General features: G+C 59.3%; 30 protein-coding genes and 1 pseudogene. 13 read left to right on the top strand and 18 right to left on the bottom strand.

What is annotated here, in order from left to right:
* Positions 1–122: 122 nt before the first annotated feature.
* On the bottom strand, positions 123–512 hold the full coding sequence (locus IMW75_RS14070; protein ID WP_205892954.1) for a DNA-binding protein: 390 nt from the start codon (positions 510–512) through the stop codon (positions 123–125).
* On the bottom strand, positions 505–849 hold the full coding sequence (locus IMW75_RS14065; RefSeq protein WP_205892953.1) for a helix-turn-helix domain-containing protein: 345 nt from the start codon (positions 847–849) through the stop codon (positions 505–507). Before IMW75_RS14065 ends, IMW75_RS14070 begins: the two co-directional genes overlap by 8 nt.
* A gap of 149 nt (positions 850–998) precedes the next feature.
* Between IMW75_RS14065 and IMW75_RS27260 the strand changes: the two genes are divergently transcribed.
* Positions 999–1,727 (top strand): S24 family peptidase, encoded by a 729-nt coding sequence (locus tag IMW75_RS27260; RefSeq protein ID WP_205892952.1) that lies wholly within the window; start codon positions 999–1,001, stop codon positions 1,725–1,727.
* Between the two features lie 191 nt (positions 1,728–1,918).
* Positions 1,919–2,485 (top strand): annotated as a pseudogene (locus tag IMW75_RS14055) (LysR substrate-binding domain-containing protein); the annotation flags it as partial.
* On the opposite strand, the gene IMW75_RS14050 reads toward IMW75_RS14055, so the two are convergent.
* Complete coding sequence (locus IMW75_RS14050) at positions 2,475–3,224, bottom strand: TSUP family transporter (protein ID WP_205892951.1); 750 nt, start codon at positions 3,222–3,224, stop codon at positions 2,475–2,477. The pseudogene IMW75_RS14055 and the gene IMW75_RS14050 sit on opposite strands and share 11 nt — an antisense overlap.
* A gap of 107 nt (positions 3,225–3,331) precedes the next feature.
* On the opposite strand from IMW75_RS14050, the gene IMW75_RS14045 reads away from it, so the two are divergent.
* From IMW75_RS14045 to IMW75_RS14035, 3 genes are all read left to right on the top strand, one after another.
* A complete protein-coding gene (locus IMW75_RS14045) occupies positions 3,332–4,288 on the top strand; it encodes a LysR family transcriptional regulator (RefSeq protein ID WP_045060240.1) in 957 nt (318 codons plus the stop codon).
* A gap of 69 nt (positions 4,289–4,357) precedes the next feature.
* The gene (locus tag IMW75_RS14040; RefSeq protein WP_205892960.1) at positions 4,358–4,819 is read left to right on the top strand and encodes a MarR family winged helix-turn-helix transcriptional regulator; all 462 of its coding nucleotides are present in this window, start codon (positions 4,358–4,360) and stop codon (positions 4,817–4,819) included.
* A 220-nt stretch (positions 4,820–5,039) separates the two neighbouring features.
* Positions 5,040–5,459: an organic hydroperoxide resistance protein gene (locus tag IMW75_RS14035; protein ID WP_045060209.1), complete on the top strand. Its 420-nt coding sequence runs from the start codon at positions 5,040–5,042 to the stop codon at positions 5,457–5,459.
* Positions 5,460–5,629: 170 nt separating this feature from the next.
* Here IMW75_RS14035 and IMW75_RS14030 read toward each other — a convergent pair whose 3' ends face one another.
* On the bottom strand, positions 5,630–6,199 hold the full coding sequence (locus IMW75_RS14030) for an elongation factor P (RefSeq protein ID WP_032626910.1): 570 nt from the start codon (positions 6,197–6,199) through the stop codon (positions 5,630–5,632).
* Between the two features lie 48 nt (positions 6,200–6,247).
* Positions 6,248–7,390, bottom strand: coding sequence for an elongation factor P maturation arginine rhamnosyltransferase EarP (gene earP, locus IMW75_RS14025; protein ID WP_205892950.1), 1,143 nt, complete (start codon positions 7,388–7,390; stop codon positions 6,248–6,250).
* A gap of 124 nt (positions 7,391–7,514) precedes the next feature.
* Between earP and IMW75_RS14020 the strand changes: the two genes are divergently transcribed.
* Positions 7,515–7,931, top strand: coding sequence for a hypothetical protein (locus IMW75_RS14020; protein ID WP_205892949.1), 417 nt, complete (start codon positions 7,515–7,517; stop codon positions 7,929–7,931).
* Positions 7,932–7,942: 11 nt separating this feature from the next.
* The gene (locus IMW75_RS14015; RefSeq protein ID WP_045060238.1) at positions 7,943–8,425 is read left to right on the top strand and encodes a GreA/GreB family elongation factor; all 483 of its coding nucleotides are present in this window, start codon (positions 7,943–7,945) and stop codon (positions 8,423–8,425) included.
* A gap of 7 nt (positions 8,426–8,432) precedes the next feature.
* Here IMW75_RS14015 and cysB read toward each other — a convergent pair whose 3' ends face one another.
* The 5 genes from cysB to IMW75_RS13990 all read right to left on the bottom strand — a co-directional run bounded on the left by cysB (position 8,433) and on the right by IMW75_RS13990 (position 12,387).
* The gene (gene cysB, locus IMW75_RS14010; RefSeq protein WP_008148549.1) at positions 8,433–9,407 is read right to left on the bottom strand and encodes an HTH-type transcriptional regulator CysB; all 975 of its coding nucleotides are present in this window, start codon (positions 9,405–9,407) and stop codon (positions 8,433–8,435) included.
* A 112-nt stretch (positions 9,408–9,519) separates the two neighbouring features.
* Positions 9,520–10,023, bottom strand: coding sequence for a universal stress protein (locus IMW75_RS14005; protein ID WP_045060206.1), 504 nt, complete (start codon positions 10,021–10,023; stop codon positions 9,520–9,522).
* A gap of 94 nt (positions 10,024–10,117) precedes the next feature.
* Entirely contained in the window at positions 10,118–11,023 is a 906-nt protein-coding gene (locus IMW75_RS14000) for a 5'-nucleotidase (RefSeq protein WP_205892948.1), read from the bottom strand.
* A gap of 24 nt (positions 11,024–11,047) precedes the next feature.
* Entirely contained in the window at positions 11,048–12,004 is a 957-nt protein-coding gene (locus IMW75_RS13995) for a putative 2-dehydropantoate 2-reductase (protein WP_205892947.1), read from the bottom strand.
* Positions 12,001–12,387, bottom strand: a complete 387-nt coding sequence (locus IMW75_RS13990) for a YbbN family protein (RefSeq protein WP_045060203.1) — start codon at positions 12,385–12,387, stop codon at positions 12,001–12,003. The genes IMW75_RS13995 and IMW75_RS13990 overlap by 4 nt, the downstream gene beginning before the upstream one ends.
* Here IMW75_RS13990 and IMW75_RS13985 point away from each other — a divergent pair.
* Together IMW75_RS13985 and IMW75_RS13980 are read left to right on the top strand one after the other, a co-directional pair.
* Complete coding sequence (locus IMW75_RS13985; protein WP_045060202.1) at positions 12,386–12,829, top strand: PilZ domain-containing protein; 444 nt, start codon at positions 12,386–12,388, stop codon at positions 12,827–12,829. The genes IMW75_RS13990 and IMW75_RS13985 overlap by 2 nt on opposite strands.
* Positions 12,830–12,957: 128 nt before the next feature.
* The gene (locus IMW75_RS13980; protein ID WP_205892946.1) at positions 12,958–14,034 is read left to right on the top strand and encodes a 3-deoxy-7-phosphoheptulonate synthase; all 1,077 of its coding nucleotides are present in this window, start codon (positions 12,958–12,960) and stop codon (positions 14,032–14,034) included.
* Positions 14,035–14,107: 73 nt separating this feature from the next.
* Here the strand turns inward: IMW75_RS13980 and IMW75_RS13975 are convergent, their stop codons facing one another.
* A complete protein-coding gene (locus IMW75_RS13975) occupies positions 14,108–14,395 on the bottom strand; it encodes a GNAT family N-acetyltransferase (RefSeq protein WP_020800382.1) in 288 nt (95 codons plus the stop codon).
* Positions 14,396–15,034: 639 nt separating this feature from the next.
* On the opposite strand from IMW75_RS13975, the gene oprI reads away from it, so the two are divergent.
* Entirely contained in the window at positions 15,035–15,286 is a 252-nt protein-coding gene (oprI, locus tag IMW75_RS13970) for an outer membrane lipoprotei OprI (protein ID WP_003199355.1), read from the top strand.
* A 123-nt stretch (positions 15,287–15,409) separates the two neighbouring features.
* Here the strand turns inward: oprI and IMW75_RS13965 are convergent, their stop codons facing one another.
* The 3 genes from IMW75_RS13965 to IMW75_RS13955 all read right to left on the bottom strand — a co-directional run bounded on the left by IMW75_RS13965 (position 15,410) and on the right by IMW75_RS13955 (position 17,797).
* Complete coding sequence (locus tag IMW75_RS13965; RefSeq protein WP_205892945.1) at positions 15,410–16,381, bottom strand: L,D-transpeptidase family protein; 972 nt, start codon at positions 16,379–16,381, stop codon at positions 15,410–15,412.
* A 460-nt stretch (positions 16,382–16,841) separates the two neighbouring features.
* Positions 16,842–17,135: a hypothetical protein gene (locus IMW75_RS13960; protein WP_003226812.1), complete on the bottom strand. Its 294-nt coding sequence runs from the start codon at positions 17,133–17,135 to the stop codon at positions 16,842–16,844.
* 56 nt (positions 17,136–17,191) lie between these two features.
* On the bottom strand, positions 17,192–17,797 hold the full coding sequence (locus tag IMW75_RS13955) for an arylesterase (RefSeq protein WP_045060199.1): 606 nt from the start codon (positions 17,795–17,797) through the stop codon (positions 17,192–17,194).
* 10 nt (positions 17,798–17,807) lie between these two features.
* On the opposite strand from IMW75_RS13955, the gene IMW75_RS13950 reads away from it, so the two are divergent.
* The gene (locus IMW75_RS13950; protein ID WP_028619977.1) at positions 17,808–18,491 is read left to right on the top strand and encodes an ABC transporter ATP-binding protein; all 684 of its coding nucleotides are present in this window, start codon (positions 17,808–17,810) and stop codon (positions 18,489–18,491) included.
* Positions 18,491–20,995 (top strand): ABC transporter permease, encoded by a 2,505-nt coding sequence (locus IMW75_RS13945; RefSeq protein ID WP_205892944.1) that lies wholly within the window; start codon positions 18,491–18,493, stop codon positions 20,993–20,995. The genes IMW75_RS13950 and IMW75_RS13945 overlap by 1 nt, the downstream gene beginning before the upstream one ends.
* A 20-nt stretch (positions 20,996–21,015) precedes the next feature.
* Here IMW75_RS13945 and greB read toward each other — a convergent pair whose 3' ends face one another.
* Entirely contained in the window at positions 21,016–21,510 is a 495-nt protein-coding gene (gene greB / locus IMW75_RS13940) for a transcription elongation factor GreB (protein ID WP_205892943.1), read from the bottom strand.
* 382 nt (positions 21,511–21,892) lie between these two features.
* Here greB and IMW75_RS13935 point away from each other — a divergent pair, with 382 nt between their 5' ends.
* Complete coding sequence (locus IMW75_RS13935) at positions 21,893–22,456, top strand: GNAT family N-acetyltransferase (protein WP_205892942.1); 564 nt, start codon at positions 21,893–21,895, stop codon at positions 22,454–22,456.
* Positions 22,457–22,526: 70 nt separating this feature from the next.
* Here the strand turns inward: IMW75_RS13935 and IMW75_RS13930 are convergent, their stop codons facing one another.
* From IMW75_RS13930 to IMW75_RS13920, 3 genes are all read right to left on the bottom strand, one after another.
* A complete protein-coding gene (locus IMW75_RS13930; protein WP_045060196.1) occupies positions 22,527–22,835 on the bottom strand; it encodes a hypothetical protein in 309 nt (102 codons plus the stop codon).
* Between the two features lie 249 nt (positions 22,836–23,084).
* A complete protein-coding gene (locus IMW75_RS13925; protein WP_045060195.1) occupies positions 23,085–23,519 on the bottom strand; it encodes a DoxX family protein in 435 nt (144 codons plus the stop codon).
* A 104-nt stretch (positions 23,520–23,623) separates the two neighbouring features.
* The gene (locus tag IMW75_RS13920; protein ID WP_205892941.1) at positions 23,624–25,045 is read right to left on the bottom strand and encodes an MltF family protein; all 1,422 of its coding nucleotides are present in this window, start codon (positions 25,043–25,045) and stop codon (positions 23,624–23,626) included.
* Positions 25,046–25,227 lie beyond the last annotated feature (182 nt).

The following is a 25,227-nucleotide window of genomic DNA, read 5'->3' as shown; positions in this document are numbered from 1 at the left end:
GCGATATCAGCCATTTTTTGATGCATCGCTACAACTGGATTCGGCCTCACCAATTCAACGAGGGGTTGGCACCAGCGCGGGCCGAGGAAAAACTTAACGTCGTGTCCGGGATTAGTTGACCACTACAGATTGACTAAAAGATCTATTGCCGCTCTCTGTGACACGTGCACGCTCATCCGCTCTATCTCACGGATAAAAGCCAATCTAGCGAGCATGACTTCGCGCTGAATATCGTTCAGGCGTGATGTGTTTTTTGCGTCACGCTCCTTAGATATTTCGATAAGAGCACTGCTTACCGATTCCTTAGGGGCTTCTACCTCAGCGACAGCTTTAGCCAAAATAGCCGACTGAGTTTCAGGCGGGAGACAGGTGAATGAGTACTCTATCGCCTTGCTTGCAAGACGTTTACGACTCTCCCATTCAAGTCTAACGGCCACTTTACGAACACCTGGGACTGTGCCTGGAAGGCCCGGAAGTCCTGCAAGTTCCTGAGTCGTATACCAGTTACGCATCGCTCTCTTTCCGCTTGGTTTTACTGTGACCTACCGGACCTTTTTCGGTATGCTTTGGAGATACCGAATTAGTCTCAGCACGATTCGGGCGCTGACGCAGTGGAGAGCCGTCGGCATTCCAACGCTCCGGCCACAATTGAGCAGGCTTAAGCCCTAGGGCTTCAGCGATAGCTCTTTCTACCCTCGGGTACGGCCGCTGCTTGGCATTGCGGATTGCGCGTTCATTGAGGTCATGCGATCTCGCAAGCTCAGCAAGGTTGGTGCCGCGCAAACGGAGTTGGAATTTAATCCACTCCCAGCGACTCTCTAAATCGAGCGGTATGTCGAAAGTTTCCATTGTCACAACCATCATCAAGGGTGGTTTTTTTTGGCTTTCTAACGGCCGGTTTAGGACAATATATCCCGTATACGGGAGTCGGTAAACCGGATTCGAGAGTTTTTATTCTCGTTTTCGGGTAATGCATTCGTCTCAGTGGAAATAACCAAGTGAAATCAGGGACTTACACGGAAAAGAAACATCCACCACAAGGTGAATTTGCGGTTTCTTTTCCGAATTCGGGAATAGAAACTCGAATAGCGACGGTCGCTGACCTCTTCGAATCCCGAAAACAGGCTGCCGAAGCCGCAAAAGTGGCTTTATCGTCGCTTCATCGCTGGATCGCGGGTGATGGAATGCCGGCCTTTAACTCATTGGCACTGCTGGCTTCTGCCGTCGGGGTGTCGCTCGACTGGATTGCGTCAGGTAGAGGGGAGATGTATCCGAGTGAAGGCTTAACTGGGCAAGCGGTAGACGAAAGCATCTACGCTTACGTCCCTCTATATGACGCCCGTATCAGCCAGGGGCATGGCGCGTGGAGCGATGGCGCACGCGTCCTGACGATGCTCGCCTTTACTAAGTACAGTCTCACCAAGAAGGGTCTACAAGCCTCACAGCTCGCTGCCGTACGCGTAGATGGCGACTCTAATGAGCCAGTTCTAAAGGATGGGGACACTGTGATGGTGGACCTATCCCGCAACAGCATCCAGGGCGAGGCCTTCTACGTGATTCGCTTAGACGATCTTCTTTATGCGAAGCGATTACAGCGGCAACTAGATGGAGGAGTGCTGGTCATCAGTGCCAATACGGCCTACCCAGCGATCACCGTCCCTGCTGATCGACTTGAGCGATTACAGGTAGTGGGTCGGGTGGTCTGGTCTGGAGGCTGGATGATCTAGACGCAGATGCCAAAAAGCCCGCTAAACGCGGGCTCTTTGGCCTTTATAGAAACTTTTCTGCTTAGCGCTCTGTTTGGCACCACTTCTGATCGCATATCTAGCTTTACCCCTTATGTTTCCTGCCTTGCCCATCTTCTTCCAGCTTCTTCCCACCAGTTTCCTTTAGTGCCATATCAATCACCCCCTCACACATGGTCCGGATCGGTACGCCGGACGACTACGTGATGCGTTTTCTACCCGGGATTCTGCGGCGTTTTGCGCAGTCCTATCCGCTGATCCAGATTGAGGTGCATTGCGAGTCATCAAAACAATTGCTGCTGCGCCAGGACCTTGACCTGTCCATCGTCACCCGCGAACCCGGCAACGAGATCGGCCAACTGCTGCGCAAAGAACGATTTGTCTGGGCCGAAGCGCAATGTTTCAGCGCCCACGAGCAGGCGCCTTTGCCGCTGGCGATGTTCAACAGCGATTGTTTCTGCCGCCTGTGGGCGTGCAATGCACTGGATGCCATGGGGCGTGATTATCGGGTGGCGTATAACAGTTCCAGCTTGTCGGCGATCATGGCGGTGGTCAGCGCCGGCCTTGCAGTCACTGCGCAACTGGAAAGCCTGATCACCCCCGATATGCGAATCCTGGGTGAGGCCGAGGGTCTGCCGGTGTTGCCCGAGGCCAGCATCATGCTGGTGCGCAACTTGCACAACCCCTCGCCTATCACTGAGTGCCTGGCGGAACACATCGTCGATGGTTTCAAACTTTAAAGGCGAGCATCACCGCGCACATCACCAGAAAGCCGCAAAACAGCCCGCGCAGCAGGCGCTCCGGCATCGCGTGGGCGATTTTAACGCCCCAGCTGATGCTCAGCAGGCCGCCGATGGCCAATGGCACGCCGATCATCCAGTTGACTTGATGGTGCACGGCGTAGGTCACCAGTGTCACGCCGGTGCTGGGCAGCGCCAGGGCCAGGGACAACCCTTGGGCAACGACCTGAGTGGTGCCGAACAGGCTGGTCAACACCGGTGTTGCCACCACTGCCCCGCCAACGCCGAATAACCCCCCCATGGTCCCGGACGCGGCGCCGAGCACGCCCAGCCATGGCCATGAATAGCGCATTTGCGCCGTTGCCGGCGGGTTGGTGGTGAACATTCGCACAAGGTTGTACGCAGACAAGGCCACCAGAAATGCAACGAATCCGGCGCGCATGGATTGCGCATCAATGCCCACCGCCCAGATCGAGCCGATCCAGGCAAAACTGAAGCCCATCACGGCCAGCGGCAACGCGTGGCGCAATTCGATGCGATTGCGCTGGTGATAACGCCACAAGGCGAGCATTACGTTCGGCACCACCATGACCAGCGCCGTGCCTTGGGCTATTTGCTGGTCGAGCCCGAAAAAAACACCCAGCAATGGGATAGCGATCAATCCGCCGCCAATGCCAAATAATCCGCCCAGGGTGCCCAAGGCTGCGCCGAACACCAGATACACCGAGAACTCAATCACAGTTACATTCCTATCCAAATCATGGGCCCATGCTACGCATTCGGGATTGGCAGTGAAACGCATAGCAACGCACAATGGCTGTGCCAACTTCGCACAAGCGCATCGCCATGAACCCCAATCAGTTAACCGAGCAGCTTGCGCTGTTCCTCGACGTACTGGAAACCGGCAGTTTTTCTGCCGCTTCGCGTCGTTATCCGCTGACACCCTCCGCTGTCGCCCGGCGTATCGACAGCCTGGAAAACGCCGTGGGCAGCCAGCTTTTCATCCGCAGCACCCACGCGGTGCGGGCGACACCGGCAGGCCTGGCGTTTGCCGAGCGCGCGCGGCGGATCGTCGCCGAACTGCGCCTGGCCCGAGCCGAGGCGGTTTCCCTGAGCAGTGCACCGGAAGGCCTGATTCGTATCGACGCGCCTGCCGCGTTCGGGCGACGACACCTGGCGCCAGTGATTGCCGACTTCCTGATGCTCTACCCTGGCCTCGATGTGCAACTGCACCTGATCGACAGTTTCGTCGACATGCAGGGCCTTAACCTGGGCAAGGTCGACCTCGTGCTGCGCGCCGGACAAATGGCCGACACCCGCCTGGTCGCCACACCTCTGGCGCGGATGGTTCGAATTGCGTGCGCGAGCCCCGCCTACCTGAAGCTCCGTGGCGTGCCGGCGGAACCGGCGCAGTTGATCGAGCATGATGGCCTGGACTGGGACGGCCTGGCGCCGCCCTTCGCCTGGCGCTTTGAACAGCACGGACAGATGCAACTGCACCGCCCGGCGCGCATCCGCATGAGCGCCAACAATGCCGAAGCACTGGTGTGCGGTGCGTTGGCCGGGCTGGGCATTGCCCATCTACCCACCTGGCTTGCCAGCGAATACCTGCTGCGCGGCGAACTGCAACCGTTGTTTTGTGACAACGGACTGCCGCCGCCGGAAAGCACCGGGATCTACGCGTTGCGCCTGCAGCAGCAACCCAACCCACGCAGTCGCCTGCTGCTTGAGTACCTGAAGACCCGTTTCAGCCCGATCCCGCCCTGGGACCTGGTGCTGCAAAACACCCTGGGTCGGCACTGACCGCGAATTATCTGGCGCATTAAAGATTCGCCCACTAGATTGATGACGATGACTGATCAAGGCTTTGAAATGACCGACAAGCGCAACACTCCGGATAACTGTGACCACCTGCTGCTGGACAATCAGGTGTGTTTCGCCCTGCACTCCACGTCACTGATGATGACCAAAGTCTACAAACCGCTCCTGCAGGCGTTGGGCCTCACCTATCCGCAGTACCTGGCGATGCTGGTGTTGTGGGAGCGCGACGGCTTGACCGTAAGTGAAATCAGCGCCCGTCTGTTGACCGATCCCGGGTCACTGACGCCGCTGCTCAAGCGCCTCGAAGTCGAGGGCTTGCTCAGTCGTACCCGCAGCCGTGAGGATGAGCGGGTAGTGATTGTCGAGTTGACCGGGCCAGGCCGTGCATTGCGGGACAAGGCCCGCGATATTCCACAGTGCATCCTGGGGGCGAGTGGCCACACCTTGCAGCAGTTGCAGAAGCTGCAGGCCGAGTTGCAAGCGCTGCGTAGTCATCTGCAGGACAGCCTCTGAAGGTGAGAGCGAACGCCTCTGAAGGTGAAGCCCATTGCGGGAGCAAAGCTTGCCCGCGATAGCGGTATAACATCCAACATTGATGTCGACGGGTACTGCGCTATGAGGCGCTTCAAAATTTATCTTGCGCGCAAACTATTAGCGCGATACATTCATCTCGCACTTAATTTGCGCGCAAACATTTAGCGCGAAACATATCTGATCTGGCGAGTCCTAAATCATGCAAACGCTCTACACCGCAATCGCAACTTCCACTGGCGGCCGTGATGGTCGTGCGGTTTCCAGCGACAACGTCCTCGACGTCAAGCTCGCCACGCCTAAAGAGCTGGGCGGTGCGGGTGGCGCAGCAACCAACCCCGAGCAGCTGTTCGCGGCCGGCTACTCCGCCTGCTTCATCGGCGCACTGAAATTCGTTGCCAGCCAGACCAAGCGCAGCATCCCCAACGATGCCTCGATCACTGCCCATGTCGGCATCGGCCAGATCCCCGGCGGTTTTGGCCTGGACATCGACCTGCACATCAGCCTGCCGGGTCTTGAACAAGCCGACGCGCAATCGCTGGTAGAGGCGGCTCACCAGGTGTGCCCTTACTCGAACGCCACCCGCGGCAACGTTGAAGTGCGCTTGCACGTCACGGTTTAACAGCAAAAGATCGCAGCCTCGTTTCACTCGACAGCGCCTACAGGAAGAACCAGGAAGAACGTGATTCCCTTGTAGGAGCTGTCGAGTGAAACGAGGCTGCGATCCTGTGATTTTGCAGGCACAAAAAAGCCCGACTCAATGGTCGGGCTTTTTCATTCCTGAAGCTGTGCTTATTTAGCACGGCCTTTGTAGGAACCGCCTTCGCGGGTGTCGATCTCGATGCGGTCACCGATTTCGATGAAGTCAGCCACTTGCAGCTCGGTACCGTTGCTCAGCTTGGCAGGCTTCATCACCTTGCCGGAAGTGTCGCCACGAGCCGAACCTTCGGTGTAGTCAACTACGCGCACGATAGTGGTCGGCAGCTCTACGGAAACCAGACGCTCTTCGAAGAAGATCGCTTCGCAAACATCGGTCATGCCTTCTTCAACGAAAGGCAGAACGGCTTCGATGTCTTCAGCGTTCAGCTCGTACATGGTGTAGTCGGTGGTGTCCATGAACGTGTAGGTGTCGCCGCTGATGAAGGACAGGGTCGCTTCTTTGCGGTCGAGGATTACGTCGTCCAGTTTGTCGTCGGCGCTGTAAACGATCTCGGTCTTGTAACCGGTCAGCAGGTTTTTCAGCTTGGTCTTCATGATCGCGCTGTTACGACCGGATTTGGTGAATTCAGCTTTCTGAACCAGCCAAGGATCGTTTTCGAGACGGATCACGGTACCGGGTTTCAGTTCTTTACCAGTTTTCATTGCGAATATCCGAATTTGGATGGGATTTACAAAAATCTAGGCCGCGTATCATATCCAATTTACATAAAACTGTACCAGCGCCGCGGCAAGATCATCTTGCAAGGCCTGTTCCAGACACCACGCCTCGGCGTGTTGCTGCAGTTCTGGCGAGTGTTTACGGGTGGCCAGCCAGTGATCGCTCATTGTTACACCGGCATTCCAGGCTCGCCATAGACCGCTGATCGCCTCGCTGGCCGGCCGCGTCAGGCCCTTGGTGTACAGCGTGAGGAAGGCTTCGAGCTTGTCCAGGTGAATATCTTCGTCCTGCCGATAGATGTGCCACAGCAGCGGGCGCCCGGCCCATTGGGCACGCACGAACGAGTCCTCGCCGCGCACCGCATTAAAATCGCAGCTCCACAGCAACAGGTCGTATTGATCCTGTCGGACGAATGGCAGCACCTGCACGGTCAAACCGTCGCGAACGTGCACGTCCCCCGCCGCGAGCCCCTCGACCCCAAGCCAGCGCTCGACGTCGCCGAGGATCCGCCCTTCCGGCACCAGCATGTGCGAAGGCGTGGAATCGCTCGCCAGGCAATCAAGCCAGCTGGCCAACCCGGCATTCTCATAGGCGAACAGCGAAATCAACTGTCTGCCAGGGGCGCGATCGACGCCCAGGCCCTGGAGGAATTCGCGCTGCGCTGAAGCATCCTGCTGGAACTTGCGCCGTCGCTCGAGCAAGCCACGCTCGCGCAGCAAGCCGCCCGTGTCCTGGCGGAAACCGGGGAAGAAAAAGTACTTCTGCACGTGTCGGTATTTGACCGACGGCAAGCCGTGACAACCCACCACCCAGTCTTCGGCACTCAGGTAATCCAGGTTCAGCCACAGCGGTGGTTGTGCCCGCGCGGCCATGGCGTCCATATAGGGCGCCGGCAATTGGCAGGCAAATGCGGCGATGACCACATCAGCGGCATCAACCGGCAGCCATTCCGCCGGCCATTGCCGCACCTCGACGCCCTGCTGCCATTGCTGCGCCAGCTGAATGTCGATCTCCGGGCACAGCCGCTCGAAGGCGCGCAGGTCGTCGACCCACAGGCGCACTTGCACCGAGTGCTCGGCCACCAGTTGCCGGGCCAGCCGCCAGGTCACCCCGATGTCGCCAAAATTGTCGACCACGGTACAGAAAATATCCCAGCGGGGGTTCGTTTGAGGCATTCCAGGCTCCCGTTGGCAAAGGTAGCGATTGTCCGCATAAATTACCCCGCGCAGAAGAGCCGACGGCGATTAATCTTCATGCGACAATCGCCCTTCGCTTGCAACCACCCGCCAGGAGGCCGCCATGCCCTACCGCCCCAACCCGCGCCGCCCACTTGCCGTACGACTCAATGTGCTGCAACTGAGTGCCAGCATCGCTCTGGGCCTGTGGCTTGGATTCATGGCGATCGCCCTGACTTGCTGGCTCGCCTCACGCCTGTTGTTCAGCGAGCAGTTGGCGCCCGTGGCCACGGCGGTGGAGCAACTGGCCAGACCGCCCGTTCCGGCGCAGGTGCAACCACGACCTGACATTGCGCCGCAGAGTCCATTGTTCGAACAATACGAAGAAAACCTGCGCAAGAACGAGCAGCAGCAGCGACTGGATCAGGCCCGGGGCAGCAGCCGCAACCTGGCCAATCCGAAGTGCCAGTTCTGGCTGCAACAGGACCAGAACGCACCGAGTGAAAAGAGTCGCGCCAACGTCCAGCAATTTTGCGATTGATGAAGCCAGCCATGCACAAGAAGACCGTCCACCAACTCATACTCGACAAGCTGCGCATTGATCTCGACATCGCCGAGCGCGCGGCGCAGACCGCCTATGAGACCGCGACTCACGAAGAGAACATCGCCGAGAACAAGTACGACACCCTGGGCCTGGAAGCGTCCTACCTGGCAGCCGGCCAGGCCAGGCGCGTGGAGGAGATCAGGCAGTCACTGACCCTTTGCCAGAACCTGGCCCTGCGCCCCTACGACGAGCAACGCGGCATCGAAGTCGGTGCGCTGCTGGGGCTGGAAGACGAAAAGGGTCGCGAACAATGGCTGTTCCTCGCACCCGACGCGGCGGGGTTGAAGATCGATATGGTGGGGCAGATCATCACCGTCATCACCCCCCGCTCGCCCCTGGGCAAAAGCCTGCTGGGCAAGTTCGAAGGGGACGAGGTAGACATTCTGGTGGCGGGAACCCGGCAACAGTTTGCTGTTACCGAGGTGATCTAGACCGGGATCAATGCACCGGCAATTCGACTCCGTCGAACAGCTCTTCGAGCTCCTGCTTGTTATGGCACTGGATGGCCTTGGCCATGACTTCGCGCGTCAGGTGCGGCGCGAATTTCTCGATGAAGTCGCACATGAAACCGCGCAGGAAAGTACCGCGACGGAAGCCGATCTTGGTAATGCTGGACTCGAACAAATCGCTGGCATCGAGCATCACCAGGTCACTGTCGAGCTTGGCGTCAACGGCCATCTTCGCCACGATGCCCACGCCCAGGCCAAGCCGCACGTAGGTCTTGATCACGTCAGCATCGGCGGCGGTGAACACCACTTTGGGTGTCAGGCCACGGTGACTGAAGGCCTCGTCGAGCTTGGAGCGACCGGTGAAACCGAACACATAAGTTACGATCGGGTATTCGGCCAGCGCTTCGAGGGTCAGCTTCGACAGCTTGGTCAACGGATGGCCCTGGGGCACTACAACGCAGCGATTCCAGCGGTAGCATGGCATCATTACCAGGTCGCCGAAAAGCTCCAGCGCTTCCGTGGCAATGGCAAAATCCACTGTGCCGTCGGCGGCCATTTCGGCGATCTGCATCGGCGAACCCTGGTGCATGTGCAGGGCCACATCGGGGTATTGCTTGATGAAGTTGCTGATCACCGGCGGCAGTGCGTAGCGCGCCTGGGTGTGGGTGGTGGCGATCGACAGGGTGCCCTTTTTCTCGTTGGAGAATTCCTGGGCGATCTGCTTGATGCTTTCGACCTTGCGCAGGATCTCGCCGGCGGTGGTGATGATGCGCTCGCCTGCAGGGGTGACGCGGGTCAGGTGCTTGCCGCTGCGGGCGAAGACCTCGACGCCCAATTCGTCCTCCAGCAGTCGAATCTGCTTACTGATGCCCGGTTGCGAGGTGTAAAGGCTTTGGGCTGTAGCTGAAACGTTGAGGTCGTGGTGCGCCACTTCCCAGATGTAGCGCAATTGTTGAAGCTTCATATGAATCCCTCAAAGCAGGTAGACGCCACGGGCATCAGCGACGGTATATAACTATATTAATGGTTTGAAGAATAAATCTAGAACTTTTTATCAGTTCGCCACGATTCGTGTTCTAGCGATCTCCCAGGCGCCGACGCTCAACCAGCGGTACCAGGTAGACCGGCACCCTCGCCAGTTGCAACACCCGCGCAGCGGTGCGGCCCAAGGGTGTTTCCGCGCCGGCCCCGTGGCTGTGACTACCTACGATCAGCAAATCCACAGAGAGTTTCTGCGCCTGGTCAAGAATCACCTGTGAGGGATCTCCCTGGATCACCCGCACCGCCTGGATGCGCGCCAGGTCCTGGTCCCCCTCCTCACCCAGCTCCTCGCGGAAGCTGTCGAGCACCCGCTGCTCGATGTTGGCAATCACCGTATTCAGGCCCTGGCTGTGAAAATCGTTCAACGCCTGCTCATCAAGGTAGCTCTGCAGTACCGACTCGGCGAACAGCCCCATCGGCTCCACCGCATGCACCACATACAACTGCGCATCAAATGTCCGGGCCAGCGCCAGGGCATGCTGCATCACCAACGGTGCGTAAAGGCCGAGGTCAGTGGCATACAGCATCGAACGAATCATATGACCTCCTCGTGTGCCAACATGGCGGAGATGGGTTGAGCTTAGCAGTGCCTTGGCGAGTACGGCGGCCGGTGTAACGCATTGAACGGCGGGCTTAAACCTTTTGCTCGTTGCTTATGCCATGGGGCACATGGCCGGTCGCAACCACTTCACGGGCCAACTCGCAGTGCCCGGCCTGATCGTCGAAAAATACATCGGCAGCGAACGCTTCGAGAAAAGCCGACTTGGTCAGGCCGCCAAGGAACAGCGACTCATCGAGACGGATATCCCATTCGCGCAATGTGCGGATCACCCGTTCATGGGCCGGCGCCGAACGTGCCGTCACCAGGGCGGTGCGGATCGGACAGGCGTCGTCTGGAAATTCACGCTGCAACAAATTAAGTGCCGCGAGGAAGCCCTTGAACGGTCCACCCCGCAACGGTTGCCGGGCCGACTCCCGCTCGCTGGCCTGAAAGGCTTCCAGGCCACCGGCCTGGTAAACCCGCTCGGATTCATCGGAAAACAGCACCGCGTCACCGTCGAAGGCAATCCGCAATTCTTCGCTGGCCGCCCGGCTGGCACCACCGGACAGGATGGTCGCCGCAGCGAAACCGGCGTCCAGGGCACTGCGCACGTCTTCGGCATGGGTCGACAGGAACAGGTCACAGCCGAAGGCCTTGAGGTAGGGGTACGGACTGCGCCCGCCGACAAATGCTGCGCGCGAGATCGCCAGGCCGTAGTGGTGGATGGAGTTGAACACCCGCAGCCCGGTGTCGGCACTGTTGCGTGACACCAGGATCACCTCGACCCGGGCACGGCCCAGGCTGTTGTTGAGGTTGAGCAGTTTCTGCACCAAGGGAAATGCATCGCCCGGTTCGAGGATTTCGTCCTCGTGCTCGATCTGATATTGGCGGTAGGCCTCAACGCCACTGGACAGGTACACCTTGTGGCTTTCGCTCAGGTCGAACAGCGCTCGCGAGGAAATCGCCAGCACCAGCTTGTCATCGATAGTCTTTGCCATACCTTCCCTCACTGAATGACCGACTCAGGCAGGACGTCGATCGATGAAAGCCAAACTGCGGAACAGGGCTTCGATTCGCGGCATGTCGCATCCCGCGGCTTTCGCGGCTGCCAGGGGCCGGGCGTAGATCGCCTCCAGCTCCAGTGGCCGCCCGTGCAGATGATCGTGATACATGCTCGGCCAATAATCGGGCATCTTCTCGGTCATCATGAACAGATGCTCGGCGTACCCGGCGGGCACCTGATAACCACAGGCGGTGGCGCCCTGCACCACTTCGGCCATCAACGCCTTGATCAGTTCCCGGCTATTGGTATCGGCCATCAACGGCACAGTGCTCGCGCGCAACAGCACCGAGAGTCCGTTGTAGGGGATATTCCAGACCAGTTTCTGCCAGCGTGCCTGATGCAGATTTGCCATGGCCTGGGAGTCGATGCCGGCGAAGTGGAACAGTCCGGCGCCTTCTTCGGCTATTGCCTGGCGCGCCGGCAGGTCGGCGGCAGGACCGCTGTGATAACCGACATGCACTGCGCCAAGGGCCTGATGAGTAATAACCCCGGGCGCCTCGCGATGGACACAGATGTAACAGAGACCTCCGAGCACGTGCAGCGAATCAGGCAGCGATTCGCGCAGGCTGTCTTCGACGCCCAGGCCATTTTGCAACAGCAGCACCTTGGCGTCAGCCGCGCCAGCTCGAACGATGGTGGATGCCAGCTCGGCGTTACTGGTGGTTTTCGTCCCCACCAGCAACCAGTCACAGGGCGGCATGTCGTCGACCGAGGAATAGGCTTGCACCGGGAAAACGTTCAATGTCCCATGCTGCGCACTGTGCACTTGCAGGCCACGTTCGGCCACGGCGTGGAACTCGCTGCGCACCAGGAAATGCACATCGAAGCCGGCATGCGCCAACATCGCCCCGTAAAATCCACCGATCGCCCCGGTGCCTATAATGCCGATTGTCGGCCTCGCTGCTGCCCCCGTCATGGCAACTCCTCTGCTGTTCGTGTCAGCGCCTTAGTCAGCGCCTCATTGAGTTCAGTAGTCTCAAGGCGCGAATTCAGTGCCCCGAAGAATTCACCGTCACGCACGACAAACAGCGCTGGCAAGTGAAAGACCTGGTAACGCTCGACCACGCCACCGTTGCTGCCGGCATCAATCCAGCACAGCCGGTCGACCTCCAGCGCCTGCCCGGGCAAGCGAGCCCTGGCATAACGGCAACTGGCGCAGCCGACGCTGGTGAAAATCACCAGCGAAACACCGCTCAGCGCCAGCAGCCGTTGGTCGGCATCGAAATCGGTCAGTTCCAATTCGACCACTATACTGGGGGAAACGCTGTCAGATGACCGACACATGGAGTCTGTGTTCATGGGACGTTTTCTTCCTCACCCTGACGATGTGCCCGTTGAATTAACGTTGCTCAAACATGAATGCATATCGCGACAACGGCTGCACACTATCAGCCTCGGCGGCATGGCTTGCAATTATCACCGCGCCTGGCGCCACGGCACGGCGCTTGAAGTGCGCATGCCGACCCTCAACCCGGACCTGCGCTACCTGGGCTATGTAGCCTGGTGCCTGCGCCGCAAGCGCGGGTATCTGGTAGGCATAGCCTTTGTCGACGAACAGATGCTGTTCAGCGCGAGAATGGGCGAGCAGATTTGCCAGATCGAACGCTATTGCCGCCTGCATGAACCGCACAGCGAGCGCCAGGACAACCAGGCACTGGCGCTTGAATGGGTGCAGCAGCATGCCGATGAGTTCTCCCACGACACGGTAAGCAAGGCTTTTGCGCAGCCTGTGCTGGATTAAACCCACTTCTGCCCATTGTCGAGCCACGGTGTAACGCGCTAAGGTTCCGCTCCCCGACGCGCTTAATTTGCTGTGCTCCGCCGCGCGGGTTCGCTGGCGGCCGGCACCCGTGACCTGACGAGTAAACGATGGCTGATTTACCGATCAACGACCTAAACGTCGCCTCCAACGAGACGCTGATCACTCCTGACCAGCTCAAGCGTGATATGCCCCTGAGCGACGCTGCCTTGCGCACCGTCACCAAGGGTCGCGAAGTCATTCGCAACATTCTTGATGGCACCGATCACCGCCTGTTCGTCGTTATCGGGCCTTGCTCGATCCACGATATCAAGGCCGCCCACGAATACGCCGAGCGCCTCAAGGTGCTGGCCACCGAAGTGTCCGATACCCTGTATCTGGTCATGCGAGTGTATTTCGAGAAGCCACGTACCACCGTTGGCTGGAAGGGCCTGATCAACGATCCGTACCTGGATGACTCCTTCAAGATTCAGGACGGTCTGCATATCGGTCGTCAATTGCTGCTGGACTTGGCCGAGATGGGCCTGCCCACCGCCACCGAAGCCCTTGACCCGATCTCCCCGCAGTATCTGCAGGACCTGATCAGCTGGTCGGCCATTGGCGCGCGCACCACCGAATCCCAGACTCACCGTGAAATGGCTTCCGGCCTGTCCTCGGCTGTCGGCTTCAAGAACGGCACCGACGGCGGCCTGACCGTTGCGATCAACGCCCTGCAGTCGGTTTCCAGCCCGCACCGTTTCCTGGGCATCAATCAGGAAGGTGGCGTGTCGATCGTCACCACAAAGGGCAATGCCTACGGTCACGTGGTACTGCGCGGCGGCAACGGCAAACCGAACTACGATTCGGTTAGCGTCGCGCTCTGCGAGCAGGCACTGAACAAGGCGAAGATCAAGCCGAACATCATGGTCGACTGCAGCCACGCCAACTCCAACAAGGACCCGGCCCTGCAACCGCTGGTGATGGAGAACGTGGCCAACCAGATCCTCGAAGGCAACCAGTCGATCATCGGCCTGATGGTCGAGAGTCACCTGAACTGGGGCTGCCAGGCCATTCCGAAGGATCTGGCCGACCTGCAGTACGGCGTGTCGATCACCGACGCCTGCATCGACTGGTCTGCCACCGAGACGACCTTGCGCAGCATGCATGCCAAGCTCAAGGACGTACTGCCAAAACGCGCTCGCGACTGAGCACGGCCAAGCGGGTCAGTAAACGCAACGCAAAAAAAACGCCGGGGCAGCCCGGCGTTTTTTTGCGTTGCGTTTACTGGCTCAGCTTGGCGGCATGGCGCTGGTGACGTTCCATGTAGCGCTCCACATAGGAGCACGATGGAATGACCGTGTAGCCCATTTCCTCGGCGTACTGCAGCGCCTGCTCGGTCAACGCGGCGGCAATACCGCGACCACGCAACGCGTTGGGTACGAAGGTACGATAAATATCCAGGGTCTGTTTACCCAGGTCCATATAGGTCAGGTAGGCACGATGACCGTCCACATTGGTCTCGAACTGATGACCAGCCTGGTCATGGTGGATGGACAACGCCTCGCTCATCACTACTCCTCGCGGGTCTTGAATTTTGACCCCTACCTTACCGATGTTTTTCCGGCGAAGGAACATCTACGCCACCCCGTGCCTGAAAGGACACCGAGAAGAGCTGCACCAATCTCGCGCAACCGGGCACGTACAAATAGTAGGCACCATTGGCAAAAATGCTCAAGGTACGCTCGTCATTACGCAGATTGGCGGGTGCTGCTCCAGAGGAGACGCAGGGACTTCAAGACCGGGGATTTCCCGCAGCCGATTACCTGAACATTGCCGGATGTTGAGACTTAAGACGAGCGCCCGTTGTTAAAGTCACCTCAACTAGCAGAAAGATAAGCGAAGCACTGCACAATTCCCGAACAAAAGTGTAGACGAAATCATTTAGACAGACTTTACCCTAGACCGCAAAAACAGCGCTGCAGATCGGGAACTTTTTCCGGGGGGCTCGCTCATATCGGGGCTCGCAGCTGGATATTTTTTATACAAAGCAGTTAAAAGTTGCTCGAAAAAGAATCAACGCCTACAATTTTTTTTGCTTCTTGCTACACGTCAGTTTACTTACTACAAGTAATGGGTAGTATGTACGCCGGCTATTTCCTCACTCTGAGGAGACAGCTACTTAATAGAAAGTCCTTGAAGGGGAACACGATGAACAACGTTCTGAAATTCTCTGCTCTGGCCCTGGCCGCAGTTCTGGCTACCGGTTGCAGCAGCGCATCGAAAGAAACCGAAGCACGTCTGACTGCTACCGAAGACGCAGCAGCTCGCTCCCAGGCTCGTGCAGACGAAGCTTACCGTAAAGCTGATGAAGCTCTGGCTGCTGCTCAAAAAGCACAACAGACTGCTGACGAAGCTAACGAGCGCGCTCTGCGCATGCTCGACAAAGCTAGCCGCAAGTAATAATCCCTCGGGATTGTTATCAAGCCGACCCATTTTTGGGTCGGCTTTTTTATTGCCCGGATTTTCCTGCGGACAATAAAAAACCCGTCGACGCGATTCACGTCGACGGGCTTTTGCACAGGCCTACTGCTGCAGGTCGATAGGTGAGCTGGTCACCATCGGCGCCGCACCATTGGGTACGGCGATCTCCACCGGCAAGCCATCTTCGGCTGCGACCACATCACGCACCACATCCCAGTTCATGCGCAGGTTGTTGGTGATGTCCTCACGCTTGAGCATCGCGTTGATCACCGCCGTGTGCTTGTCGACCACCGACGGGTTGCCGTTGTCGTCAAGCGGCGTGTGCGCCTCGAGGTAGACCTTGCCGCCACTCACGCCGAACTTGTACGGGTCGTTGATGATACGCACCGAGGTACCCACCGGGACCATGCTCGCCATTTCCAGGACGTTATTGTTGAACATGCGGAAACAGCCATGGCTGGTGCGCATGCCGATGCCGAATTTCTTGTTCGAGCCATGGATCAGGTAGCCCGGGGTACCCAGGTTGAACTTGAACGGCCCCAATGGGTTGTCCGGACCGGCCGGTACGACGTTGGGCAGCGGATCGCCCTCGGCAAGGTGTTCGGCCTTGATCGACGCAGGCGGCGTCCAGGTCGGATTGTGTGTCTTGGCGGTGATGGTGGTATGCGCAATCGGCGAGCCCCAGCCTTCACGGCCAATGCCCAGCGGGAAGGTGTACACCACGTCCCGGCCTTTGGGGTAGTAATAAAGGCGGTACTCGGCGAGGTTGATCACGATGCCTTCACGCGGCCCTGGGGGCAGGATGAAGCGCGTTGGCAGAATGATTTCGGTGCCCACGCCAGGCAGCCAGGCGTCGACGCCCGGGTTGGCGGCGACCATTTCCGAATAGCCCAGGTCGTAGGTGGTGCCAAGGTCGGCGAAGGTATCTTCGTACTTGGCCTTGATCACTTGCACCTGGCCAATGATGTCTTCACCGGGTGGCGGAAGAGGCAACTCCAAGGCTGCCACGGGGCCTGCGGCACAGAGCGCGGCAAGAGTCAGGCAGCGGGTGACGGCGGGAAAGCGCGGCAACATCCGGAAAATCCTTCGCATGATCGACAAGGTATAAAAACGCGATTGTACACTGGCGCTTCGCTATTCGGGGAGACGCACCGATAGAGCGCGCATTGGCTGGGGGGCTTGGTGGGTGGGGGGTTCGGTTTATTTCGACACCCCTGCTAACGAATTCGGCCTGAGGTGATGGGGTCCCTGGGGTCCGGTGGAGCTGGGTAGCTGCGGGAGCCGTAGGAGCTGTCGAGTCAAACGAGGCTGCGATCTTTTGATCTTGCTTTGCGTACATATCCATTGCTGCGGTCAGGGCTGCTTATGGTTCCGCCCTTACGGCGGGTCACTTTCGAAAAGGCTGCGCGCCCCGGCGCAAAGTAACCCGCTGTAAGAGCGGAACCATCAGAAGCCGTTACCGCAAAAATGGATATGTACACAAAGCGGGATCAAAAGATCGCAGCCTCGTTTCTCTCGACAGCTCCTACGGCTCCTACAGCTCAAACCGCAACTCCGGCCAGATCGGCGAAGTCCCGCGTTTCTGCGATTCCAGAATCGCACGACACAACGAACACAAGCGCTGGTCCTGAAACACCCGACGATCCACACTCGACCAACGTGGCTGCGCCGGCAGGAGGCTGCCGCAGAGGGTCCGGTCTGCCGAGCCGCCCAGTTCAAGCTGTCGGGTCACCAGATGCACACGCACTTCCTGGCAGGCGAACAGATCCAGCTGCTCGTCAGGCTCGATCAGTTGATAGGCGAAAAGTGACCAGGCGGGACGCGGCATCGGGGGCTCCAAATCGGGGGCGCCACCTTAGCCGAAACGCAGCCAGTAGAAAAGCGTCAAAGCAGCGGTTTCAGTGTCGGCCAGACATTTTCCAGCAACTTGCCCTGAGCCCCTGCAGCCGGGTGCAGGCCGTCGCTTTGCATCAGGTCCGGATGCCCACCCACCCCCTCCAGAAAAAAGGGTACCAGCGGGATTTTTTTCTCGTCGGCCACGGTGCTGTAGACCTCGGCAAAAGCCTTGGTATAGCGAGCACCATAATTGGGCGGCAATTGCATGCCCAGCAGCAACACTTTTGCTCCGCTGGCGCGCGAGCTGTCGATCATCGACGCAAGATTTTGTTGCAATTGAGTTGGGAGCATCCCGCGCAAGCCATCATTGCCACCCAGCTCGAGGATCACCAACTCCGGCTTATGCTCTGCAAGCAGCGCCGGCAGGCGCGCCTGGCCTCCGGCACTGGTGTCGCCACTGATGGATGCGTTGACCACCTTATCGTCGAAACCTTCGCGCTTGAGCCGCTGCTCAAGCAAAGACACCCAGCCTAAGCGGGTATCCAGGCCGAAACCCGCGCTGATACTATCGCCAACGATCAGGACTGTACCCGCCGCTGCGTTCTGGGCCATGCACATCAAGGCCAGGCCAGCACTCAAAAACCACACTCGCATCGGATTCTCCATGGGCGCAAGCATTCTCACCGCGAAGAACCTCAGCAAAGTGGTACCCAGCGCGGAAGGTGAACTGACTATCCTGCACGAACTCAGCCTGGAACTGAACAAGGGCGATAGCCTGGCTATTGTCGGCGCCTCAGGATCAGGCAAATCCACCCTCCTCGGTTTGCTCGCCGGCCTCGACCTGCCCAGCAGCGGCGAAGTCACACTGGCCGGCCAGGCCCTGAGTAATCTTGACGAAGACCAGCGCGCGCGCATCCGGGCCGAGCACGTCGGTTTCGTGTTCCAGTCGTTCCAGCTGCTCGACAGTCTCAACGCCCTGGAAAACGTCATGCTGCCGCTGGAGCTGGACGGTCGCAAGGACGCCCGCGAACGGGCCACGCAGTTGTTGCAGCGGGTAGGCCTGGGCCAGCGCCTGACCCATTCACCGCGCCAGCTCTCTGGTGGCGAACAGCAACGCGTGGCAATTGCCCGCGCGTTCGCAGCCGAGCCCGACGTACTGTTTGCCGACGAGCCCACGGGCAACCTCGACAGCCACACGGGCGAGCGCATCAGCGACCTGCTGTTCGAACTCAACAAAGAGCGCGGCACCACGCTGGTGCTGGTGACTCACGACGAACGCCTGGCACACCGGTGCCGGCGCCTGATCCGCCTTGAAGCCGGCCTGCTGGTCGCCCCTCTGGAGCCTTGATGGCACGCCTGCCGCTATTGCGCCTGTTCAGCCTTGCCCTGCGCCAACTGCTGCGCGACGCCCGCGCCGGTGAGCTGCGGGTGTTGTTCTTCGCCTTGCTGGTCGCCGTGGCGGCGAGTACGGCCATTGGTTATTTCGGCGCCCGCCTGAACGGCGCCATGTTGCTGCGGGCCACCGAGTTCCTCGGCGCCGACCTGCTGCTCGAAGGCAGCTCGCCAGCGCGACCGGAACAGATCACCAGCGGCGTCGAGCTGGGACTCGAACACGCCCAGGTGGTCGAGTTCTCCAGCGTGATCGCCACCGACAACGGGATCCAGCTGTCGAGCATCAAGGCGGCAGATAACGCCTACCCATTACGCGGCGAACTGAAAAGCGCGCCTGCGCCCTTCGCCCCGGAAGAACCCGGTGGAGGTCCGAAACCCGGCGAAGCCTGGGTTGAAGCGCGACTGCTGACAGCCCTGGACCTGAAGATCGGCGACAGCATCGACGTCGGCATGAAAACGCTCAAACTCGCCAGGGTACTGACCTATGAACCCGATCGAGCGGGGAATTTCTACAGCCTGACGCCTCGGGTCATGATCAACCTCAGCGACCTGGCGGCCACTGGCGTGGTCCAGCCCGGCAGCCGGGTCAGCTACCGGGAACTGTGGCGCGGCAAGGCCGAGGCACTGGAAAGCTATCGACAAGCGATCAAGCCCGGCCTGGCGCCGAATCAGCGGCTGCAGGATGCCCGCGATGGCAATCGGCAAATCGGTGGTGCGCTGGGCAAGGCCGAGCGCTACCTGAACATGGCCAGCCTGGTCGCGGTGCTGTTGTCCGGAGTAGCGGTGGCCCTGTCGGCCACGCGCTTCGCCACTCGCCGCTTCGATGCCAGCGCACTGCTGCGCTGCCTGGGCCTGTCACGCCGGGAAACCCTGCTGTTGTTCAGCGTGCAGCTGGCTGTGCTGGGCTTGCTGGCGAGTATCAGCGGCGCGGTGATCGGTTGGCTGGCGCAGCTCGGGTTGTTTGCATTACTGCATGACCTGCTGCCTACCGATGTCCCGCCTGGCGGCCTGTTCCCGGCCATCGCCGGGATCGGCACCGGGCTGGTGGCGTTGGCCGGCTTTGCCCTGCCGCCCCTGGCGGCGTTGGGTCGGGTGCCGCCGCTGCGCGTGTTGCGTCGAGACATGCTGCCCATACCGTCCAGCACCTGGATGGTCTATGGCGCGGCGTTGGGGGCACTGGGGCTGATCATGTGGCGCCTGAGCCTGGACCTGGTGCTGACCTTCGCCCTGCTCGGCGGCGGCGTCATTGCCGCGCTGGTCCTGGGCGGCTTGCTGTTGCTGCTGCTCAAAAGCCTGCGGCGCATGCTGGCAAGCGCTTCCCTGCCCTGGCGCCTGGGGCTGGGCCAGTTGCTGCGCCACCCCCTGGCAGCTGCGGGGCAGTCCCTGGCGTTCGGCCTGATCCTGCTGTCCATGGCGTTGATCGCCCTGCTGCGCGGCGAATTACTCGATACCTGGCAGAACCAGCTGCCGAAAAATGCTCCAAACTATTTTGCACTGAATATTTTGCCGGCAGACAAGCAGGCATTCACCGACCGCCTGATCGAACTCTCGGCACAGGCAGCACCCTTGTATCCGGTGGTGCCCGGAAGGCTGATCAGTATCAATGGCGAACCGGTGCAGCAAATCGTCAGCAAGGACTCAGCCGGAGATCGGGCCATCCAGCGCGACCTGAGCCTGACCTGGGCGGCCGACCTGCCAGCGGGTAACAAGCTCACCGCCGGCAACTGGTGGACCGAACAGACGCCCGACGAGATTCCCGGGGTATCGGTGGAGGGCAAGGTTGCCGAAAGCCTGAAGCTCAAGCTGGGCGATCACATGGTTTTCACCGTTGGCGGCGTCAATCGCGAAGCGAAAGTCACCAGCTTGCGTGACATCAACTGGGACAACTTCCAGCCCAACTTCTTCATGATCTTCCAGCCCGGCACCCTTAAGGACCTGCCGGCCACCTACCTGACCAGCTTCTACCTGGCCGCTGGGCATGACCAGCAGATCGTCGACCTGTCCCGAAGCTTTCCGGCAGTGACCATCCTGCAAGTCGAAGCCCTGCTGGAACAGCTGCGCAGCATCCTCGCCCAGGTCACCCTGGCGGTGGAGTACGTCCTGCTGTTCGTCCTGGCGGCTGGCATGGCGGTGCTGTTTTCCGGATTGCAGGCAACACTGGATGAACGCATTCGCCAGGGCGCCCTGCTACGTGCGCTGGGCGCGGAACGGAAGCTGTTGGTCAAGGCCCGGCGGATCGAGTTCGGTCTGCTGGGGGCAGTGAGTGGCCTGCTCGCGGCACTGGGCTCGGAACTGGTCAGCCTGGTGCTGTACCGCTATGCATTTGACCTGCCGTGGCAGCCGCATCCATGGCTGCTGGTATTGCCATTGATCGGTGCCGTGCTTATTGGCGGCGCGGGCGTATTCGGTACCCGTCGGGCCCTGAATGCCAGCCCGCTGACCGTGCTGCGCGAGGGTTGATCGACGCCTGAGCGGTCGCCCTACCCTGGGGGATCGTTTGGCGTTTGCCCGTAGGAGATGGCGTTGATCCACCACAACGTTTCGCCCCCCGGGGTCTGCACCACCGCCTCGTCACCCACTTCCTTTTTCAGCAACGCGCGCGCCATCGGTGAATCGATCGAGATGTAATCGTTGCGCCCGTAGATTTCGTCATACCCCACCACGCGAAATTTCTTGATGTCCCCGGCCTCGTTTTCAATCTCGACCCAGGCGCCGAAAAACACCCTTCCCTCCTGCTCCGGCGAGTACTCGACCACCCGCACATCCTCCAGCCGCTTGCGCAGGTAGCGCACCCTGCGATCAATTTCGCGCAGCAGCTTCTTGTTGTACTGGTAATCGGCATTCTCACTGCGGTCGCCCAGGGAGGCGGCCCAGGTGACCTTGCGAGTCGTGTCCGGACGCTTCTCCCGCCAAAGGTAATCGAGCTCCTGTTTCAGGGCGTCATGCCCTTCTTTTGTGATGATGTTGGTACTCAAGTCGAGGGCCTCCTTGGGGCGAGTCACGAATGCATGGCACTGAAAAAAAATTTTCCTTTTCTACCCAGGCTTGCGGGAAATGAACGTCTGACAACTCAGGTAGTTAGCTGCAAGTACTCAACTGACTCTACGGAACGTCTGTCGGGTATCGCTAGTTTTATGACGCTTTCCCGGGCAAAAGCAAAATACCTTGCTAACATCTTGTTACATAGGCCAATAAATTGGCACCTTGAATTCACGCAAATTCCCTTTCATCCACAAGATCCATCGGGAGGACGGCATGATCGTGCAGCAGCTGCTTGAGAAAAGCCAAACGAAGATTCGAAAGATTGGGTTATCCAGCGCGAGTCATCAGCTTTTTTTGAAGACGGTCAACGCCTTCATGCTGTTCAAGATACTGCGCGGGGTCACGCTGCAGAAAGTCGACCCCGCGTTCCTCGACTACCCATCGCACTTCAAGCCGATGTTCCTGAGTGAACAGATGATGCGCCACTACGCGCGCGATCCAGTCAATGAGATGCCCGAGAGCTTTATCGAAGAATCCCTGGCCAAGGGCGATCAATGCTTCGGCATCTTCGATGGCGCGGTATTAGCCTCTTATGGCTGGTATTCACGCAAACCGACGCACATCGATCCGCCAGAACTGTTCCTGCACTTCAGCCCCTCTTACGTCTACATGTACAAAGGCTTCACCCATCACGAGTATCGCGGTCAGCGCCTGCACGCCATAGGCATGAACCTTGCTCTCAAGCATTACCTGGAGAAGGGTTACAAAGGCCTGGTCTCTTATGTGGAGTCGAGCAACTTCGATTCGTTGAAGTCCATTTACCGCCTGGGCTATCTGAACGTAGGCTCGATCTACCTGATCCGTCTGTTCGGTAACTACCAGAGCTTTGCCAGCAAAGGCTGTGACGCTTTTGAGTTGGCCCTTAAGACGCTCGTCTGATTGATTCGCGCGAATACCGACGCCAGTGCCAGCCGCTGGCACGCGCCGTCAATCGACAAAACGGTAACATTCAGCGTCGTGTGATCAGGCCCTGGCGGGCCACGCGGATCAATTGGCTGATCATTTCGCTGGCCCCTTCAACAGTCGGTGACTGAATCACCGCCAGGTCGAAGCTGTCGCTGGCGAAACGCGCCAGGGTCTCACCGTCTTCGACGAACTGGATAAGGAATGCCGCAGGACCACCCGTGCGGCGAGGCCAGCCATCGAGATAACGCAGGAGCGTTGGCTGATGTTTGCCGCCAAGCAGGATTTTGGGATTGCGCTGGGTGAGGTGTGCCGTGATCGGCGCGGGGCGTACAACGGGGCTTAATGCATTCATCGTGTCGTGTCTCTGCTTCAAAGGTCTGCATGGCAGGTGAGAGGCAACACCGAACCAGCGCTTTAGCGGAATTTCGAAGCCTGTTTCCAAGCTTTTGTCGGTAACTGATCGAGTCACCTGGCGCCCCGCAAGTAGCTGTTTAAATCGGCGCATGAGCAGCATCCTAGAGAAGCCGACACGGCAGTGTCAAGAATTGCGAGCAACAAAAAAGGCCCGCGTGATGCGGGCCTTTTGGTTGATCCAGAGCGGTTAGCCGGCGATGGCGCGGTCTGCCGACAGCTTGCCGGCGCCTTCGATCAACACCGCAATGGAGCCACCGAGCAGGGCCAGGGCGAATTCGTAACCGTTGTTGGCCATGAACAGGCCGTTGCTGATGTGCACGCTGAAGATGGCAACCAGCGACACAAACGTGAGGCCCAATGCCGCCGGGCGCACCAACAGGCCGATGATCAATGCCAGGCCGCCAAAGAACTCGGTGCCTCCAGCCAGCGTCGCCATCACATAGCCAGGCGTCAGGCCCAGGCTTTCCATGTACTGCGCAGTGCCGGCCAAACCGTAACCGCCAAACGCACCAAAGAGCTTCTGCGCGCCGTGGGCGGCAAAGATGATGCCGACGAAGATCCGCAGGACAGTCAAGCCGTAGCCGGCGCGGGTAAACAGGACCTTGTTGATCAGTGTGCTCATGCTGTGTCATCCATTCTTGGTTTGAGTGTGGTTGGCCGCTATATTAATCGGTTATTTTTATGTTAAAAGCGTAAATATCTCAGCATAACAATCAGTTTAGTAGATCATTTCCGTGTGACAACCTTTTGCCCCTGAGGCTCCAGCGATTCTCGCTCCCGATCGAACGCCAGGTAATACTTGTTCACGCTATTAACATAGCTGACCGGCCCCATTCCAACCTGCTCCATGGCAATGCGCTCCACCTGGAAAAACCATTGATTAGGGTTCAAGCCTCGACGTCGTGCCTCGGCGCGCATGCCCTGGACCCGCTCCGGCCCAATGTTGTAAGCGGCCAGCACAAACGCCATGCGCTCACGCTCATTGAGCTTGGGGCTGGCAAAGAATTTGCGGCGAATCATCGCCAGGTACTTGGCCCCGGCCTGAACATTGGCATCCAGTTCCTGAATGTTATTGACGCCTACCCGTTGCGCCGCCGCCGGGGTGATCTGCATCAGCCCGGTCGGGGCACCGCCGCTGCGGGCACTGGGTTGCAGCCCGGATTCCTTGAATGCCAGCGCCGCCAGATTCAGCCAGTCCATGCCTTGGGCCGCCGCGTGCTTCTGCAGCACCGGGCGCAGCTTTTCCAGGCGCTGACGATTGGCCTTGGCCAAGGGATAGTGCACTTGATACAGCCGACGGTAGATGCGCAGGAAGGCCACATCCTGGTCCGAAGGTTTCTTGTAGGTGAGTAGAAAGCGGTCGATGCTGGCCCGCAGCATTGAAGCATCGCGCCGCACGAACCAGAACTCTTCTCCCGGCTCGCTGATCAGCACCTTCCGGTCGAGGCGCAACTTGGGCAGAATCTTGCCCCAGCGCTCGGCAATCGGTTGTTCGACTATCGTCAGGTGGAAGATGCCGCCCTGGACCATTTCCAACACATCCTCGACCGCGAGGCTGGGGTCGACCCACTCGACGTTCACCGGCGGCAATTTATGCAGCGCCAGTTTCTGATTGATCTGGCTGAGCGCATCCCCGGCAGCGCTGCCCGTCGGCAGGGCCAGGGTCTTGCCGGACAACTGCTCCAGGCGGGTGTAACTCCGCTCGCCCTTGATCCCGACCAACACCAACGGAATATTGCTGGCAATGGGTTGACTGGTGCTGATGGCGTGGCCGGGCTGCAGGTCGAGCAATTCCCCTGGCGCCACCAGGTCACCCTCCCCGCGCTGCAATGCGCCGATCAGTTGATCTTTGCCTTTGGGGATTATCTTGAGGGAGATTTCCTGACCGTCACGGGCGTGACCATTGAGGTATTGCTCAAAGGCGCGCAGGCGGTGGTATTCGACGCCGATCGCCTGGCCTTCGACTTCCCCGGAGCTGTTGCGGCTTTGGTTAACCAGCACGCGCAGCACCCGGCTGCTGCGGATTTCCGCCAGATCACGGACCTTCGCGGCGGGTACGGCTTGCAGCGGGCCGGCCAGACGCGCAACCGCCGGCATCGGCAGTAGCAACGATAAACACAGCAACAGCAACACCGAGGGACGGGTCATCCACTCTCCGGAAAGAAAACTGGGCCGATTTCAAGGAGTGAGCGAAATCGAACGTCAGAAACAGCGCTGACAAGGCGCGAGAAAACGGCTTCATGCGGGCCAACTGACCAGCACGACCTCCCTCGCGGAATCAAGAGACAGCTACAACTGATTGTAGTTCTTGGCTTTTCTTATAAATCTGC

Origin of the sequence: Pseudomonas gregormendelii (genome assembly GCF_017114825.1) — a bacterium.
In the GTDB taxonomy this organism is placed as follows: domain Bacteria; phylum Pseudomonadota; class Gammaproteobacteria; order Pseudomonadales; family Pseudomonadaceae; genus Aquipseudomonas; species Aquipseudomonas gregormendelii.
The sequence above is the reverse complement of the archived record's forward strand: the minus strand, read 5'-3'. Positions and strand labels throughout refer to the sequence as shown.